Below are 17,880 nucleotides of genomic sequence, written 5' to 3'. Positions count from 1 at the left end.
TCTTTAATAGTGATAAAGTTCTAATACAATTATTAAATTTAAGTTCTATTCTTGATATGATAAGAAAATTACTAACTCTTTGTGTGCAAAAAAAAGCCTCTGATTTACATCTATCCTCTGGCTGTAAAGCTAAATATAGGATAGATGGAGATTTGATCGACATTGAATCTTCGCCTGTATTAAATGATAAGATGATTTCTCAGATGCTTTTGGAAATCATGACAGATGATCAAAAAGATGAGCTGATAGAAACCTACGAATGTGATTTTTCTATAGATGATAGAGATAATGATGCAAGATTTAGGGTAAATGCTTTTTTCCATAACCGTGGCTACGGTGCAGTATTTCGTCGTTTAGAGAATACTATTCCAACTTTAGACCAATTTGGGGCGCCAAGAATTCTCAAAGAAGTTCAAGCTAAAAAGGGTGGCTTAATCTTAGTAACAGGACCTACAGGCTCAGGTAAGAGTAGTACATTAGCAGCATTAGTCAATGAGATAAATCATAAGGAAGATTCGCATATTCTAACTATTGAAGATCCAGTAGAATTTGTCCATACAAGTCAAAGATCACTAGTTAACCAGCGTGAGGTTAAAAGAGATACAAAAAGCTTTAATGCTGCGCTTAAATCAGCACTAAGGGAGGATCCTGATTGTATCCTTGTTGGAGAGATGCGTGATTTAGAAACTATTAGATTAGCTCTAGAGGCAGCTGAAACTGGACATTTGGTTTTAGGGACATTACATACAATGTCAGCTATAAAAACTGTTGATAGGGTAATATCTGTATTTCCACCTGCTGAGCAGGAGCTTGTGCGTAATATGCTAGCAGAGTCATTACAAATTGTTATATCACAACGTTTACTTAAACGTAAGGGTGGTGGGCGTGTTGCAGCATATGAAGTTCTTATTTCAAATACTGGTATTAGAAATATGATTAAAGAAAATAAACTTTCGCAAATTTATACCGCACTACAAACTGGAACATCTAAGGGAATGGCGACAATGGAACAGAGCATTGAGAATCTGCTTAAGGCTGGAACAATTACACCAGAAGAAGCCGCTAAATACATTGTAGTAAGGTAATCATTTAAAATTCTGTTATTTATTAATACTACTATGTGAAAAATAGCAGATTTTGCTGTGATTATTTATAAGTTTAGTTTCTTATTAAAGCCCATTTGTTATTTTATTAGCTAACATAAAAGCACTTGTAAACGCTGACTCAACACGACCCTTAATGCACCAATCGCCACATGCGGATATGTTTTGATTTATATCGATAAAGTAATTAGGAATGTTTTGTTTTTGTATGTTGGCATAGCGCCAAGTATGTAAGGCTTTATATTGAGGATTATCTAAGTCAATATTTAGTATTTTTTTAGCTCTTTCAAAAATTATCTCGAGGATTTCTTCACGATTATTGTTTATATGGTTATCAGCCCACTGATTTGATGAATGTATAAGTAAGCAGCTAGGAGTATTACGCTCTGGCTTTGAGCTATTTAGCGATACCCAGCTAATTATATCATCATGAACTAAGGCAGCATCAAATCCAAGATTAATACTTTTATCATAACCAAGCATTAATGAAAAGCAACCATTCATTTTTATTGAACTGATTTGATCATAGAAAGAGATATTTTGTGGTAATAATTCAGATAATTGATCAGAAGGTATAGCAAATATTATCCAATCATATTTTCCTAGAGGATTGTGATTTTCATCATTTACAAGCCATTGGTTATCTAAGCTTGTAACTGAACCAATACGAGTGTTTAAATGTACTTGTAAATCTTGAGCTAAATACTGAGCTACAGCATTCATTTTTGGTGTGCCTACGTAGTGTTCGAATTGATTATCCCATAGTTTCTGATTTATTATTTTATAATCTTTGATCTCAACAAAATTAGCTTGCCAGTTTTTGACTATACCATTATCAATCATTGGCTTAAGAAACTCTTTAAACTGTTCAGATTTAGCCGTAAAATATTGTGTACCATGATCAAAATAGTAAGGATCGGCATATCTAGTCGACATTCTCCCACTTACTCCTCGAGATTTCTCAAAAACTGTTACTTGTGCATGGTCTTTAAGAATATTAGCAGCGGTTAGCCCCGCAAGACCTCCACCAATTATAGCAATTTTTGTCATATCAGACTCCAAGATATTAGTAATAATATAACTACAGCAACAGTTATAGGCAATCTAATATACAAGAAATATCTACTAGAGATTATTTTTAGTATGTAAATGTAATGATCAATTTTAAGTAATACTAGAAATTCTATTATCAATAGTAAAATAAAGTATTTTGAATTTAGGTTGAGATATGCAAACCAGATGGCTATTACATTGATATTACTTGAGATTTGTAAGAATGACTTCGTTATTGATGGTTCAATATTAATTTGCTTTCCCCAGTGAGTACCTGCTAAAAAGCTCGCTATTATTAATCCATAAGTAGATAATGCTTGTATAGTATTACCGAATATTAAAGTGTATTTATAATTAAATAGTAAGCAGATTGTAAAGAATAAGAAAGGTATTAAACCAGAATATGCTAGATAAATATCTATGCTCTTTTGATTCTTCAAACTTATACTCCTAGTAACTTAATTTTTCTTTAGTTTTTCCTCTGAAAATATAATACGCATAGCTAGTATATAGCAATAGTAAAGGAATCATTATAATTGCCGGTATTAAAGTAAATAGTAATGTTGTATCGCTAGCTTTAGCATTTATATATGTTATTTGATAAGGGATAATATATGGGAATATTAGTGTTAACATACTTACATAGGTTAGTATAAATATTGCTACTGCTAACCAGTAAGGTAGAGCATGATTTTTTGCTTCGATAACTTTGATAAGAACTAAAAAACTTATTATAGTTAGTACAAATAATTCTATCAATATAGCCATTTTATAAAGGTTATTTAAAGGTAGCTTAACATATAAAGGAGTCATTGCACCGATTACTAGCATCAGTACAGCTAAAATAATACAGCAGATCTTAGCAAGCTGTTTAGCTTTAGTGAATAATTCTCCCTCAGTCTTTAAAATCAAGCGTGTTGCTCCAAGTAAACTATAACCGAATATTAATGTAATACCTGTGACAGCAGAAAAGCCAAAGTTATAAAAACTATTATGAGGGAAGCCAACAATTAATTCGCCAACTATATAGCCCTGTAGAAATGTCGCTACAAAAGATGATATAAAGAATAATTTATCCCAATTTTTTATGCCTTTTTGTGAAGATTTTAATCTAAATTCAAAGCATATTCCTCTTAGTAATATCATTACTACTAATAAAATTGCGGATAAATATATTTTAGGAAATATATAAGCAAAAGCTATTGGGAACATTCCATAGAAACATGCTAGTGCAAAAACAAGCCATGTTTGGTTACCATCCCATGTTGGTAATAAGATACTTGTTGCTATATCTTTTTGGTGGTCATCTAAGAGGGGGAATAATATTCCCATTCCTAATGCAAAACCATCCAAGATTACGTATAGTAGTAGCGCAAAAGCAATTATTACTAGCCAAATTAATCCTAAATCCATAATCTACTCCTCTTCACCTGCATTCTTTTCTACTGATTGGAAATATGAATAAGGCATTCTTTCTTCTCCATCAGTGCTTGGTCCACTACTAATGATTTTAAATAAATACTTGAAGTAGAAATACCCAAATATAATAAAGTAAACAACAATTATTGAAGCAAGCGAACTAAAAACTTGCCAAAAACTAAGATCACTAACTGAATAATCTGTTCTAAGAATATTGTATACAACCCAAGGTTGTCTACCAAATTCAGCAGTGAACCAGCCGGTAATAATTGCGACAAACCCTAAAGGAGTAGTTAAAGTACAAAGTTTTAAGAACCATTTCGACGACTCTATTTTTTTTCTAGCTAATAACAAGGTTCCAACTAAGCCTATTAGAATCATTAATGTGCCTATACCAACCATTATTCTAAAGCTATAAAACACTACAGCTACGACAGGTCTATCTTTCTCAGGTACAGATTTTAAACCGATAAGCTCACCGTTAAGCTCATGAGTGTTAATCAAAGATGCTAATTTAGGGATTTCTATAGCAAATAAGTTCTTCTCTTGTGCTTCACTTGGATAAGCAAATAGTACTAGAGGGGCACCTTTTTGAGTATCCCAAACGCCTTCTATTGCTGCTGTTTTTAGCGGTTGATTCTTATGAACCTCTCTGCCAACATCATCACCAATTACAAGTTGGCTTATACTTAATATCAAAATCGAAATTACCGAGAATTTAATACAAGTCTTAGCAAAACCATGATATTTATCTTTAACAAGGTAGTATGCACTAACTCCTAAGATCACCATTAAGGTACTTAAATATGCTGCCATAAGCATATGTATATATCTAGGAATCACTGAAGGATTAAATATAACATGATACCAACTGTAAACTTCAAAATTGCCATTTATATAGTTGACACCATCTGGGGTTTGCATCCATGAGTTTGCTGATAGTATCCAGAAAGCTGAGAGCGTAACACCAGCAAATATAGTAAAGTTTGCTAAGAAGTGAACGTATTTGTTTATTCTTCCCCAACCAAAAATCATTATCCCTAAAGCACCAGCCTCAATAAAGAACGCTGTTAGTACTTCATAGGTAAATAATGAGCCAAGCACAGGACCTACTTTTTCAGCAAACCCTGCCCAGTTGGCACCAAACTGAAATTCCATTACAATCCCAGAGACAACTCCCATACCAAACGTTAAAGCAAATACTTTAGTCCAGAATTTAACAATAGCTAAGTATTTATCGTTTTTTGTAATTAGCCAAAGAGCTTCAAAAATCATCAAGAATGTTGATAATCCGATACTAAAGGCTGGAAACAAAATGTGAAAACTTACAGTGAATGCAAATTGAATTCTTGATAGAACCTCGACCCAGTACATAATAGACCTCGTTAATTAATATTATCAGTATTTATGGTTATTCAAGATTTATTGTAGGTTTGCTTTAGTTGGGAGTATATTCTTGAATAATCTTTTTTGTGTAAAGATTGTCATATCTTAGAAAGATTCTCAAGTTTAGCGTAGCAATATTAATAAAATGTAATGTTATTTGTACTGTTTTTAACAATATAATATAGATAATTGATAAAAGTCTAGGAGAGGTGATATGAGAATATTAGTAGCAGGAGGCTCGGGTTTTGTTGGTAGAGAACTATCTAAATACTTAAGTACTAATCATCATTTAACTCTTCTGACTAGAGTAGCAAAACAAAGTTTAGGTAACTATAAAGATTTCATAACATGGGAGCAGTTGACAGAAGACAATATTGTTAAATATGATATTGTAATAAATTTATGTGGTTATAACATTGGGCAAAAACGTTGGACAACAGCAGTTAAAAATAAAATATTATCAAGTCGCATTGAGCCAACGAATAAGCTTATAAAGCTAATAGGTAATAGAAATATTTGGCTAATAAATGCTAGTGCGATTGGCTATTATAACTTTTCTAAGCTACCACAAGATGAAGATAATCATGATAGAAGTTATGATAAGCTTACTTTTGGACAAAAAGTTGTTGATCAGTGGGAAAAGTGTATAGTTAACTCTCAATTACAGCGATATACTATTCTACGCTTTGGGGTTGTTATTGGTAAAGGCGGTGTACTTGAGAAAATGGCAATCCCAGCTAAATTTGGTTTTTTAACTATGTTTGGAGACGGTCATAACTATATGAGCTGGATAAGTGCTCATGATTTATCAAGAGCTATTGAATTTGTCATAAATAACAAACTAGACACTAAAGAGATATTTAATCTAACTGCGCCAACTGCTTGTCAGCATAAGATTTTAGTTGAGCTTCTAAGAAAGTATCTAGCTAAAAAGCGTATTATCAAAATACCTGCAACAGCAGTAAGGCTTATGTTTGGTCAAATGGGCGAGGAATTACTTCTTTCAAGTCAAAATATTAAACCGACAAAATTACAATCTTTGGGATTTATTTTTGAAGATCCGCAGATGCAGCAAGCTTTAGAAAGGTATATTTAGTCTTCCTCCTGTCTATGATCCATAGGGATTTTGACAGTAATAGTCAAACCTTTTTGATCAGTGTTGTTCTGAGCGAAGATCTTACCATTATGAAGCCTAACGATTTCTGCGACGATTGCCAAACCTAGTCCACTACCTTCTTCACCAGTACCTGTTTCACGATAAAATCTATCAAAAATGCGCTCAATATTTTCTTGGGGTACGCCAATACCATTATCTTTTATCTCAACGACTATATTATTTTCTTCTTGGAATGAGCTAATCTCAACGAGGCCGCCATTTGGAGTATATTTTATAGCATTTGAGATTAGATTTTTAAATAGTATCCCAAGCAGGTAGTCATTGCTATAGCAATATAATTCTTGTTGTGATGGATAAAAAACTATTTCAATATCCTTCTCTATAGCCTTGATAGCATTCTCGGCAATAAATGACTCAAGAGTCTTATTTATCATAAGTTTTTTACCAAATGTAACCTGTTCATTAGGTTGAATTCTACTTAATATCAATAGTTGATCAATGATATGAGAATATCTATTTGTTGAGTTTTTGATCCGTTCAAGTTTTTGTTTGATTTCATTTATATCATCAGATGCCAGAGCTATTTCTACAAGTGTTTTAACTCCAGCTATTGGGGTTTTAAGTTCATGGGCTGCATCCCCAGAGAAACGCTTTTCTCTTTCGAGGGTTTCGTGGAACTTTTCAATAAGTAAATTAATTTGATCAACAATAGATTTTATTTCATAGGGTATAATATCTTCATTGAGTTTTTCATTTTTACGTGGATTTATTTTAGCAACGCGTTTGTTTATACGCTCTAGTGGATGAAGTGCGGTTCTTAAAATATAGTAGATAAATCCAATGAGTACAATATATGTAGATGCTAAAAGTAGCGCAAATTTAAATATTATTTGGCGAGATATTTTGTCTTTAATAGTATCGTTAGCAAAAACTGTGATAAGGTTACCATTATCAGTTTTTAGAGTATAGGTATACCAGTTTTTCTGACCATCCTCTTCATCGGTGTATACCCATTCAAATCCTGTTGTAGATGTTATACCATCATAGTTTTTGTGAAAGTTTGGTAAATTAGATGTCTTTAATAAGAGCTTTTTGTGCTTTCGATCGTATACGATAAAGCCGATACTTTTATTGTAGTTTTTTATATTTAAAAAAGAATTCGAGATTCTATTCATTATCATATGAGTAGTATTTTCATCATCTTCTAAAGGATAAATTTTCAGTACAGTCTCGATAACTTCCGCAGCAGTTTTAAGCTGATAATCAAAGAGCGAATCATTTTGATGTTTAACTTGATAGAAGCTAAAAATTGATATAACCAGCATAAACACTGCAAAAAAGCTTGCGAAAGAAACGACAAGAAAACTTAGTATCGAGCTTTCTTTTTTACTTTTTAAAAGCATATTTTAACTAAAATAATTTTATTTAGCTTAATTATAATCAATTTTGAATTTTATTATTAGTTTTATAATTGTTATAATCAAACATATTATTATAAATTATAAGAAGTATAGTTTTGTTAAATAGTGTGAATAATATAACTCAACCATTCTATACAAAATATTATGAATCTGTAGTTTTGTATTTCTATACTCAAGAAAATCTAAGATTTGATGTGGTTATCACATGTCCTCATGCTGAGCTTGGTAAAAGTTTTGTTGAGTTTGATTTCCCTGCTATTAGACAGTTGGTCAAACTCAGTAGAGACGATTTCAATGATTTCTTAGCAATAGAGTATGATTTTGGTACTCACTCACTTAGCCATGCTATAGCTCAAAAACTCTATGCAGAATATGGTTTATATACTTTAGTTGCTGAGCCGTCTTTCCCACGCTCAATACTAGATGCTGGAAGACTATATCCTAATTGTTTAAGAAATATTATCGATTATGATCAGCATCCACAATTAAAACAAGCCCTTATCAATTTATATGATCAATATATGCAAAAATTATGCCATATTGTTGCTGTGGCAAAAAGTTACAATGCTATTTCAATAGATTTGCATACAATGTCTAGCTATTCTCCAAATATAGTACAAGAGAGATACTCCGAAGCTGTAATAGAAACTCCAGACACACTAAATGAGTATATACAGTTATATAAGAATGCTCATAAAGAAGGTGAAAAAAGAGCCATAGAGCTTTTTACTGGAGATGCACGTAATGGTATATTTGCATCCAAAATCTTGCTAGAGTCTTTATCCTATGAGCTCCAACAAATTGGGGTTGAGGTCGAGTATGATAAACCTTATATCCTTGCCGAGCATTTAGTGGCACATTATCTTGTTTGTGAATTAGAGACAGTATGTATTGATATTCCTAAGGATCTTTTATCTAAAACCACAACAGATGATGAGGACTATGATATAGCTAGTTTAGAAATAGATCATACTAAGTTAAATCTCATCGCGAAAGCTTTTGCTAAAGCTATTGTAAGTACGCAAAAACAAAAACAATTAGAAGAGGGTGCATGACACATGACGAAAAAGACAACAAATACTATTTCTGAGAGAATTTGGGGTAAAAAAGCTATCCATATACCAAATACTACTGATATATATGGTGCTGATCTTGTAAGCTCATTTGTAAATAAGTATGTTACGCGTACATTATGTCTTTTAGCGAAAGATCATAAAATAATATTACCTAAAAAAACACAGCCTGAGGTTGAAAAAATTATTAGTTATTTTAATCAAATTGGTCTTAGTTATATAACTATGGATAACTTTATCTTTTTGGATAAGTTAATGGAGCATTATAGATTATCGACTATAGTTATGAATTATGCGGATCAAATTCAAGAGTTTAGTGATCCTGAATATACACATTTAGTTCCATTTACAGCAGCTACAGCTGTAGAATTACTTGGCATAAAATATAATAAAAACTATGGCTTGCCTGAAGCATTATCACAGTTTTTGAATGATAAGTCTTTTCTTAGACAGATGTTGCATGTTAAGGGAATACTAGTCCCTAGTGTTAATATAGTCTCGACAATTAGTGATGATGATTATGTGAAAAAAGCTCTAGAAATTTATCGTGAATATGAAAATAACGGAATCTATGAGTGTGCGGTAATTATGCCAAGAGCATGTTCTGGCTATGGAATCCATAGATTTGAGAGTGAAAAAGAACTAAGAGATATTTTAAAACTTATGCATCGAGTCGAAGTATTTATGATAGATCCTTGGCTTGATAATCTTGGTTCACCAGCTTTTCAAGTAAGCATCGCTGATAGCAAAGAGGATGATATCTGCTTGGGTCTGAGTGATCAGATGCTTGCTGGTCAGACTCATTTAGGTAATAAATACAAATCTAAATTTAGTGAAGAACCTGCTGTGATTGAGTTATGTGCACGGATGACAGAGATATTGCGTGATATGGGAGTCAGAGGTATAGTTGGAGTTGATCTTCTTATACGCGAAATCAATGGTCAAATAGTTCCTTATGTGCTTGAAGTAAATGCAAGACAAACAGGGGCAATATATGCTGGATTCTTAGCTTATGAGTTACGTGATGGTAAGCATAAGCCTTGGGTAGGGCATAATAATGTCGTAGTGCCTAAAGGTTCAACTATAGATGATTATCATCAATATCTTAAAATAAATGGTGTCGACTATAATTATGGTGATAGTGAGGGAGTCATTATTACCTGTATTGGTAATCTTGATTTGAATAATAAGGTTATGATTCTAGTTATTGCTGATACTGATGAGCGACTGGATGAAATTCTTAACATTGCGACATCTTTTAAATAAATTCTTTATCTGTGTTTATGATCTGTAATCCAGTTGTATTTTTTTTGGATAAAATATCTATAGGTATAACTAAGTTGATCAATTGGTAATAATGTTTGCTACAATCGTGGTAATTGTTATAGACCATGATATTGCTTGGCTTTATGTTGATTATTTTGACTATAGGGTTGTTTGTCTTATATATGTACAAATATTTTTTTGTATTCATAATAGATAAAGTTAAAAAATATTTGCTAGTATGGTCTCGAAGACTATTAGTAGCAGAGATATTCTAACAAAACAAAACTATAGATAAAAAGGCCATGCTGAATTTATTTCAGCATCTCACTATAAGTATTTAGGATGGCAAAATGTAATATTTTTATGCCTATTGGGTTATATGTTCAAAATGTTTTAAAAAGAGTAAGCAAAAGATTATTAATTAAAATATTTATTAGTGATTAAGATCTGGTTGTATTTGCTTAGGTATAAGCATAGCAATTGGTAGGCAAACTAATAAGAATATTATTACCATATCAAGAGCATTTTGATAACTTACAATAGTATATATAGTCTTTGAGTTTGCTATAAATGTACCAAAGTGTGTAAGGATGTAACCAACAAGTGGTAGTAAAATAATCGGTACGAAGTTATTTATCATATTTACACCTGCTGTTGCTGAGCCTGTAGTTCCTTTTGGTGAGATTATTTTCGCTATTCCAAAAGTTACAGCTTGAGGACCAGCTGCGGCTCCAAGTAAGAAATACAATACCGTAAATACCGATAAACTCATTGGTACATAAAGTATAATAGCTAGAATAATAGCAAGCGAAACTATACTTAAAATAAGCATTAGACGATATCTATTTGTTAGTGAAGCAATAATCGCAGCAATTGTAAAGCCAACAGCAGCACCAATGAATAGCGCGCCATTTAAATGTGAAGCAACTTCTTGGGTTAAACCAAATTTAGCTTGAATTAGCCCCACACCCCAAAGAGAACCTAAAACATTAATTGGGATAAACAGTACAGCACCTATAATACTTGCAGCCCAAAACTTTAGGTTACAGAATATTTTTAATACTTTTATTATAGTTTCTTTAAAATTAGCTTCACTTAAGTGGGTGAATTTCGCAACATGCTTAGGATTATCACGAATAAATATTAGGATAAGTAGTAGAATACCAACACCTATGTATGTAAATACTGCATTACCGTCTCTCCAACCAAGGTCAGAAACTAAGCTTGAGAGTAATGTATCAGTAACTAAACCACCTAGAATCCCAACGACTGTTGCAAAACCTATGAAAGTTGAAAAAAGCTTCTCTGGAAGCCACATCCCAGCCATTTTTTGCGGCACCTATAAAGCCAAATGCAGAACCAATACCCATAAATATTCTACCAATATATGCTACTTCATAATAGTTGGTAGCTGAGAACAAGTAGTTTCCTAAAACACAAAAGGCAGTAGCAATACTGATTACTATTTTGCGATTATATTTATCGAGTATAATTCCCGCGGGTATTTGCATAATTGTATATGATACAAAGTATGCAGATGAAAGCATACCTAATTCTGTGTGACTAATGCCAAAATCAAGAATCAAATTACTACCCATGACACTTGGTGCGGCACGAATAAAAAAATCATAACTATAATTTAACGTTGCAATTAAGCATATTATCCAAGCTAAAATGACTAAGATTTTTGTATTTGGTAAATGTGACTTATCCATAAATTGATCTAGATTACTATCTTAAAATATTAGCATATCAAAGAGTTATTAATTATCCAAGTAGTAAGATAATTTCCTTTTTGTTTTATGCAAGTATTTTTATTGAAAATAAATCTATTTTGATAATTGAATTATTTTATTTGATCTATTATTTGTTGTTGTTCAGCATCAGTTTTGACTGATTTAGATTTGTCACTAGCTATATACATATATACGACTGGTAATACAAATAGCGAAAATATTGCACCAATAACTAGACCACTTGATATAACTACACCAATACAGTTTCTACTAATTGCCCCAGCTCCAGATGAAGTAACAAGAGGTATTACACCAACTACCATTGCTGATACAGTCATTAATATTGGTCTTAGTCTTTGAGAAGATGATGTAACAATAGCATCATATTTGTTCATGCCATTATGTTTTTGTAAGTGGTTAGCAAATTCAACGACCATAATACCTTGTTTTGATATCAAACCTATCAAAGTAACTAGTCCTAGCTGAGTATAAATATTTAAAGATGCCCAGCTAGCGCCTAAATATTGTCCAACATAAAGCGGGATTAATGCTCCAGAGATTGCCATAGGTATGGTGACTAAGATTACTAATGAGTCTCTAAAACTCTCAAACTGTGCTGAAAGTGCCAAGAATATTAGAACAATTGCAAATGCAAATGCAACCATCATCGTGTTACCATTTTCAATATATTGACGCGCTGAACCTGAGAAGTTGTATGAAAAGCCTTCAGGAAGCATGCTTTTGACAACACTTTGGACATATTCTATAGCTTGTCCTTGAGTTATCCCTGGCGCCATAACAGCTGAAATTGTCGATGCATTTAACTGTTGGAAAGTATTTAGCGTAAGAGGTTGTCCCTCTGTTTTGAATGTTACTAAAGCTGACAATGGCACCTCAGAGTTAAATAGATTATTTATTTCATCAGAACGAATATAAATATTGCCAAGTTGTTCCTGAGTAAGCATCTCATTTCTAGCTAACTGTGGAATAACTTGGAAACTATAACCTTTTAAAAAGAAATAATTAATATAACCTCCAGCGTATGAATAACCTAGAGTTTTGGCAATATCAGACATTGTAATACCTAAAATCCCAGCCTTATCACGATCAATATTAATATCAACAATAGGGTTATCAAACTTAAGGTCACTTTGTGCAAACACAAATAATCCACTTGTCATCATTTTTTGAATGATTTTATTAGTGATCTCATCGATAGCTTCATAGTCATTGACACTTTGAATAACTAATGATAGTGGGGCTCCGCGTGGAATCCCTGGTAAAGCAGGTGTTTGGTAGGTATATGTTTGAATACCAGGTAATTCAGTGACTTTAGCTTGAGCAATATTTGCAGCCTGTTGTTGTGATACTTTTCGTTCATCCCAAGGCTTCATAATGAAACCTCCAAAAATCACATTAGAGCTCATTACACCATTCAGAATAAAGACATTTTGTTTACCTGGAATTTCATTAAGTGTACTAGCTAACTTTTTGCCAAAAGTTTCTAAGTAGTTAATGTTTGCTGATGAAGGAGCTTGTCCCATAACTCCTAAAAAGCCCATATCTTCATTTGGAGCTAATTCAGATTTAATACCTCTCCCCATGATAAAACAGCTTGCTAAAACTATAATTCCAACAATTGCTATAGCAGGTTTGATATCTAAAACGAACATTAGTAAGGCTTTGTATTTTGCTGCTAGTTTACTAAAAACATTATCAATAAATTTGACTAGCTTTGAGCTCATCATTTCACGGTTAAGAACCTTTGAGCACATCATTGGGGAGAGAGTATACGCAACCACACCGGAGATAAGCACAGCGCCGGCAAGTGAGTATGCAAACTCTGTGAAAAGTTGTCCAGTAAATCCACCCATCATACCGATAGGAGCATAAACAACTATAAGCGTTAGAGTCATTAGTATTACGGGATTAGCAATTTCTCGAGCACCTTTGATCGCAGCAGCGAAAGGCTCCATACCTTCTTCAATATGACGATAAATATTCTCTAGGACAACGATTGCATCATCAACTACTAATCCTATAGCTAAAATCATTGCTAGTAATGTGAGTAGATTAATCGAGAATCCCATAATACTCATAAGGAAAAATGATCCTATAATCGATAATGGGATAGCAATTATTGGTATAATAATAGCTCGTAATGAGCCTAAGAATAGGAACATTACTATAGATACGATAATTACAGCTTCTAGTAAAGTATGTAATACTTCATCAATAGAACTCTCTATATACAAGGTACTATTATAAGCAACATCAACATTTAAGCCATTAGGTAGAGAAGCTTTGATATTTGGAAGCTGTTTGACTAATCGGTGGACAACATCAAGAGGATTCTCTTCAGGTGATACAACAGCACCTGCAAGCACGGCATTTTTACCATCAAAATATACTGAGGAGTTATAGTTTTGTGCACCTAGCTCTACTCTAGCTACATCACTAAGGCGAACTATTTGATTATCACTTTTCTTGATAATCAGATTTCTATATTCTTGAGCTGTAGACATGCTGGTTTCAGGATTAAGCGTATAGTTTAGGTACGGACCTTGGATTTGGCCACCTGCTGAAACTAAACTATTAGAGCCTATTGCTGTTGCTAGTTCGGTCGGTGTTATACCATACTCAGCCATGCGAGTTTTATTTGGATAAATACGCATTGCATATGGCATATTACCCCAGACATTAATTTCTGATAACCCGCCCTCAGCAAGTAGTTTTGGAGTCAGCTCAGAGTTTATATATGCTGATATCTCTGAAGTATTCATTGTTTTACTAGTAAAAGCTAAAATCAAAGAGGGGAAGTTATCAGCAGGATTAAGTTTGATAGCTGGAGAGTACGCATCTTGTGGTAACTGATTAAGCACAGAGTTAACATTTTGTACTACTTCTGAGAGTACATCATTTGTATTATATCCAAGCTTTACATATACAGTGATTGTACTAGTTCCTAGTGCTGATTCAGAAGTCATATAATCAATACCTTTTGATGAGCCAACTGCAGCTTCTAAAGGTCTAGTGACAAATGCTTGAATAGTAGCTGGATTTGCTCCTGGATATGATGTTGTGACTGTAATTGTCGCGCTATCTATGTACGGATATTGTCTAACCTGAAGTTTAAAAAATGAACCTACCCCAACAACAATAATCATAAAGCTTATTGAAAGGGATAATACTGGCCTTCTGATAAAAAGATCAATAAGACGCATTACTGAATTCCTTGCTTGTATATGTTGTTGTTAATTTCTACACTATTGTTTATGATAGCATTCATACCTTTATGGACTTTATTTTGACCAGATGTAATGATTGTCGTTCCTGGTTCTAAACCTGTGACTAAAGCGAGATTATTTCTTGTTTCAAGCACTTCGATGTTCGCTTGGCCTACTTTGTATAGTGTTTTATCGGTGTTGATGGTTTTCATGCCGCCATCAGCAGTAGATGTATAAGATGCTTTTACAGGTTTACCATCTTTCATTTCTGGTTCTAAGGTAAATACCGATTGACCATAGAGACTATATGAGATGGCATTACGAGGTATTACAATAGAGTTCTTTCTAACTGGTAAACTAACATGAACTGTTAAAAACATTCCCGCAACAATCTTATGGTGAGGATTTGCATAGGTTGCTTGAACAGTAATTGATCTATTAGAGTCATTAATAAAAGAGTTAATTGCTGTTATTTTTCCAGTAAAGGTTTCACCAGGATATGAATCAGAGTAGAAGTTTATCTCTTGACCAACACTTATCATACTTACTTTATTTTGAGGTACAGGGAATGTAATGAATATAGGGTCAATTGTAGTAAGGGTCGCAGCATTATCGCCATTGTTAAAATATTGCCCCAAACTAATATTTCTAATACCAATCTTACCATCAAAAGGTGCTCTAACTTCTTTGAAACCAATTTGTGATTCTATATTTTGTACTTGAGCTAGTGCAGATAGATAGTCAGCATTAGCCTTATCAGCAGATTCTTTTGAGGTGGCTTTTTGCTCAACGAGCTTGTTATAACGATCTTTAGTTATTTTAGCTAATTTAAGATTTGATAATGCTTCTTCAAGGTTAGCTTTGAGTTGACTAGTATCTAGCTTGAAGAGTAGATCGCCTTTCTTAACCTCTTGACCACTCTTAAAATTAATTTCACTAACAATTCCTCCAGATTGAGAAGATATCTCTGTAGTTTGAACTGCTTGAGCCTCACCGATTGTGTTAATAACTTGTTTCCAATCAGTTTTTTCAACTACTGATGACGTTACTGCAACAGGCTGAGGCACATATGCTGCCATACCTTTTTTGATCATGCTTTGAATAAACTCAGCAAAACCAAAAATTCCACCAAAAAGCATTAGGGTTGCAACCACAATAGCAATCGATGCGGTTTTTTTATCTTTAAGTTTATGGAGCTTATTCTTGATATAGTTAATTTGGAAGATAAAATATACAATTGCTAATGATATTCCAAGTTTTCCAAGCACAAGCCAAGCTAGAATTACAGTTGCTATAACAAAAATAGCATAGTTTCTTTTGCTTGAATTTATTTTTTGTTTAATATCTGAAAAAGACTTTTTAAAATCCACTGTTTTATCCCATTATTTTTTTAATATTCTAACTAAAAAATTTATACAATTTATGATCAATAATGATATAAAAAATATAAAACTATATATGGCTAAACTAATACCAGATATTTTTTCAGAAATATCAGTACAACTATTGATTGTTCCAGTGATTGATCTGGTAGCATCAAGTAAAAATTTATTGTTAATAGCTCCACAGGTAGCAGCATTGTCAACACCAGTATCTGTCACGAAATATTGCAAGTAAGCTTGATCTGCGGCGATATAAGCACCTATTGCGATGACTATGATAGTTATAAATTGTAAAAGCGTAGAAAAGCTTTTAAATTTTTTTACCGCCAACACTGATAAGCTAACTAGCATAATACATAATACACATAATTGCTGAAGTAGGCACATCGGGCATGGTTTCCAATCTAAAACAATAATAGTGAAAATGATTCCGCCTAAGGCTACAAAGCAAGCTAAGGTATTAAATATAAATATATAGTTACCTAGTTTTTTCATTATATGTTCAATACGCAAAAATAATTTTCTAATTGTATCATAATTTTAGTTGCTTTTTTATAATATCTATATATAGCTGGTTTAGCTCAGCTCTAAGTTTATCTTTAGGTGTTTTTGCTATTAACTTATCAATATTTATGCTATTTATAATTTTAATGGCAACCTGTAATAGCTGATAATCCCTAAGTGGAGTTTTAAAGCTACGTATGCTTAGGTGTTTTTTGTAGATATTTAAACTATTTTCATATAAGTTTTTGTCACGTAGAATATTTGCACTTTTAATTAGTTGAAATATTTCTTCAGCAGTTATAGTTTTATCTTTGAGTATTTTACTAATTGTCATGCTTGCTTTTAAAAGTTTGTACTGTTTATTTGTCAATAAGAGCTCCTTTCTAAGATGATCTAATTGTCCTTGTGGAACCTTCAGTAGACAAAGAGTTATTTTTTCATCGACAGAGGAGTTTTGATAGATGGAATTTTCAAAAAAAGATCTATCAGGCACTAATGATAAAACTCTATTGATGTTTGGGAATATTGGTTTTAAAGCTTCTAATTCATCTAAGGTGATAAAGAAAATATTAGGGTTAATTAGAGCTTTAATAAACTCTATATGCAATCTTTCTCGCGTTAAATGGTTTAATTCACCTGATTTGACTAATTCTTTTACAAGCGTGTGTGTTTCTTGAGCTATTGAGAAATTGAAGTTACTAAGTTGAGCCTTGAAACGAGCAAGCCTAACTACACGCAGAGGGTCTTCGATAAAAGCTATTGAAGTATGGCGTAAAATTCTATTTTGAAGATCGGCTTGGCCATTAAAAGGGTCAATTACTTTATTATTTTGATCGATGGCTATTGAGTTAATTGTAAGATCTCTACGCTTAAGGTCTTCCTCGAGACTTATATTTTTTGAGAAATTAACCTCAAAACCATGATAGCCATTGGCAGTTTTCTTTTCTGATCTTGCTAAAGTATACTCTTGTTTGGTTTCTGGGTGGATAAAAACTGGAAAGTTGGCTGGTATTTTTATAAATCCATTTGCTAGCATCTCGTTTTCAGTTGCACCAACAACTACCCAATCTTTATCTTTAGGTGTTATGCCTAATAACATATCTCTAACAGCACCACCAACTAAGTAAGATTTCATTGCTTAAATAAGTTAAACATCTCTTTGATTACTTTATGTTAGCAGAAAAAAGTGTATA

At 32.8% G+C, this 17,880-nt stretch carries 13 protein-coding genes and 1 pseudogene; 4 read left to right on the top strand and 10 right to left on the bottom strand.

The window, feature by feature from the left end; all coding sequences use genetic code 11:
• The first annotated feature begins 56 nt into the window (after nucleotides 1-56).
• Nucleotides 57-1,085: a type IV pilus twitching motility protein PilT gene (locus tag FSC454_RS08465; protein WP_066045275.1), complete on the top strand. Its 1,029-nt coding sequence runs from the start codon at nucleotides 57-59 to the stop codon at nucleotides 1,083-1,085.
• 84 nt (nucleotides 1,086-1,169) lie between these two features.
• On the opposite strand, the gene FSC454_RS08460 is transcribed toward FSC454_RS08465, so the two are convergent.
• Genes FSC454_RS08460 through FSC454_RS08445 form a run of 4 tightly spaced genes read right to left on the bottom strand, consistent with a single transcriptional unit; the run spans nucleotide 1,170 to nucleotide 4,889 of the window.
• Nucleotides 1,170-2,153, bottom strand: a complete 984-nt coding sequence (locus FSC454_RS08460; protein WP_071794827.1) for an NAD(P)/FAD-dependent oxidoreductase — start codon at nucleotides 2,151-2,153, stop codon at nucleotides 1,170-1,172.
• Nucleotides 2,150-2,596 carry a DUF3429 domain-containing protein gene (locus FSC454_RS08455; protein ID WP_044247504.1) on the bottom strand — a complete coding sequence of 149 codons (447 nt, stop codon included), beginning with the start codon at nucleotides 2,594-2,596 and terminating at the stop codon, nucleotides 2,150-2,152. The genes FSC454_RS08460 and FSC454_RS08455 overlap by 4 nt, the downstream gene beginning before the upstream one ends.
• A 10-nt stretch (nucleotides 2,597-2,606) precedes the next feature.
• The gene (locus FSC454_RS08450; protein ID WP_014548961.1) at nucleotides 2,607-3,569 is read right to left on the bottom strand and encodes a cytochrome d ubiquinol oxidase subunit II; all 963 of its coding nucleotides are present in this window, start codon (nucleotides 3,567-3,569) and stop codon (nucleotides 2,607-2,609) included.
• A gap of 3 nt (nucleotides 3,570-3,572) precedes the next feature.
• Nucleotides 3,573-4,889 (bottom strand): cytochrome ubiquinol oxidase subunit I, encoded by a 1,317-nt coding sequence (locus FSC454_RS08445; RefSeq protein WP_231865141.1) that lies wholly within the window; start codon nucleotides 4,887-4,889, stop codon nucleotides 3,573-3,575.
• A 286-nt stretch (nucleotides 4,890-5,175) separates the two neighbouring features.
• Here FSC454_RS08445 and FSC454_RS08440 point away from each other — a divergent pair, with 286 nt between their 5' ends.
• On the top strand, nucleotides 5,176-6,057 hold the full coding sequence (locus tag FSC454_RS08440) for a TIGR01777 family oxidoreductase (RefSeq protein ID WP_014548959.1): 882 nt from the start codon (nucleotides 5,176-5,178) through the stop codon (nucleotides 6,055-6,057).
• Here the strand turns inward: FSC454_RS08440 and FSC454_RS08435 are convergent.
• Nucleotides 6,054-7,481: a sensor histidine kinase gene (locus FSC454_RS08435; RefSeq protein ID WP_014548958.1), complete on the bottom strand. Its 1,428-nt coding sequence runs from the start codon at nucleotides 7,479-7,481 to the stop codon at nucleotides 6,054-6,056. The genes FSC454_RS08440 and FSC454_RS08435 overlap by 4 nt on opposite strands.
• Before the next feature lie 113 nt (nucleotides 7,482-7,594).
• On the opposite strand from FSC454_RS08435, the gene FSC454_RS08430 reads away from it, so the two are divergent.
• Both FSC454_RS08430 and FSC454_RS08425 read left to right on the top strand, forming a co-directional pair.
• On the top strand, nucleotides 7,595-8,554 hold the full coding sequence (locus FSC454_RS08430; protein WP_066045278.1) for a hypothetical protein: 960 nt from the start codon (nucleotides 7,595-7,597) through the stop codon (nucleotides 8,552-8,554).
• A gap of 3 nt (nucleotides 8,555-8,557) precedes the next feature.
• Nucleotides 8,558-9,838, top strand: a complete 1,281-nt coding sequence (locus FSC454_RS08425; RefSeq protein WP_066045280.1) for an ATP-grasp domain-containing protein — start codon at nucleotides 8,558-8,560, stop codon at nucleotides 9,836-9,838.
• A 433-nt stretch (nucleotides 9,839-10,271) separates the two neighbouring features.
• Here FSC454_RS08425 and FSC454_RS08420 read toward each other — a convergent pair.
• The 5 genes and pseudogenes from FSC454_RS08420 to FSC454_RS08400 form a co-directional block, all read right to left on the bottom strand.
• Nucleotides 10,272-11,553: pseudogene (locus FSC454_RS08420) on the bottom strand (MFS transporter).
• Between the two features lie 131 nt (nucleotides 11,554-11,684).
• Nucleotides 11,685-14,798 (bottom strand): efflux RND transporter permease subunit, encoded by a 3,114-nt coding sequence (locus tag FSC454_RS08415; RefSeq protein WP_066045282.1) that lies wholly within the window; start codon nucleotides 14,796-14,798, stop codon nucleotides 11,685-11,687.
• Entirely contained in the window at nucleotides 14,798-16,171 is a 1,374-nt protein-coding gene (locus FSC454_RS08410) for an efflux RND transporter periplasmic adaptor subunit (protein WP_014548953.1), read from the bottom strand. Before FSC454_RS08410 ends, FSC454_RS08415 begins: the two co-directional genes overlap by 1 nt.
• Before the next feature lie 12 nt (nucleotides 16,172-16,183).
• Nucleotides 16,184-16,678 carry a disulfide bond formation protein B gene (locus tag FSC454_RS08405; RefSeq protein WP_066045284.1) on the bottom strand — a complete coding sequence of 165 codons (495 nt, stop codon included), beginning with the start codon at nucleotides 16,676-16,678 and terminating at the stop codon, nucleotides 16,184-16,186.
• A gap of 37 nt (nucleotides 16,679-16,715) precedes the next feature.
• A complete protein-coding gene (locus FSC454_RS08400; protein ID WP_066045286.1) occupies nucleotides 16,716-17,822 on the bottom strand; it encodes a CCA tRNA nucleotidyltransferase in 1,107 nt (368 codons plus the stop codon).
• Nucleotides 17,823-17,880 lie beyond the last annotated feature (58 nt).

The sequence above is a fragment of the Francisella hispaniensis FSC454 genome (genome assembly GCF_001885235.1).
Taxonomy (GTDB): Bacteria; Pseudomonadota; Gammaproteobacteria; order Francisellales; family Francisellaceae; genus Francisella; species Francisella hispaniensis.
This window is presented reverse-complemented; position numbering and strand designations above follow the sequence as displayed.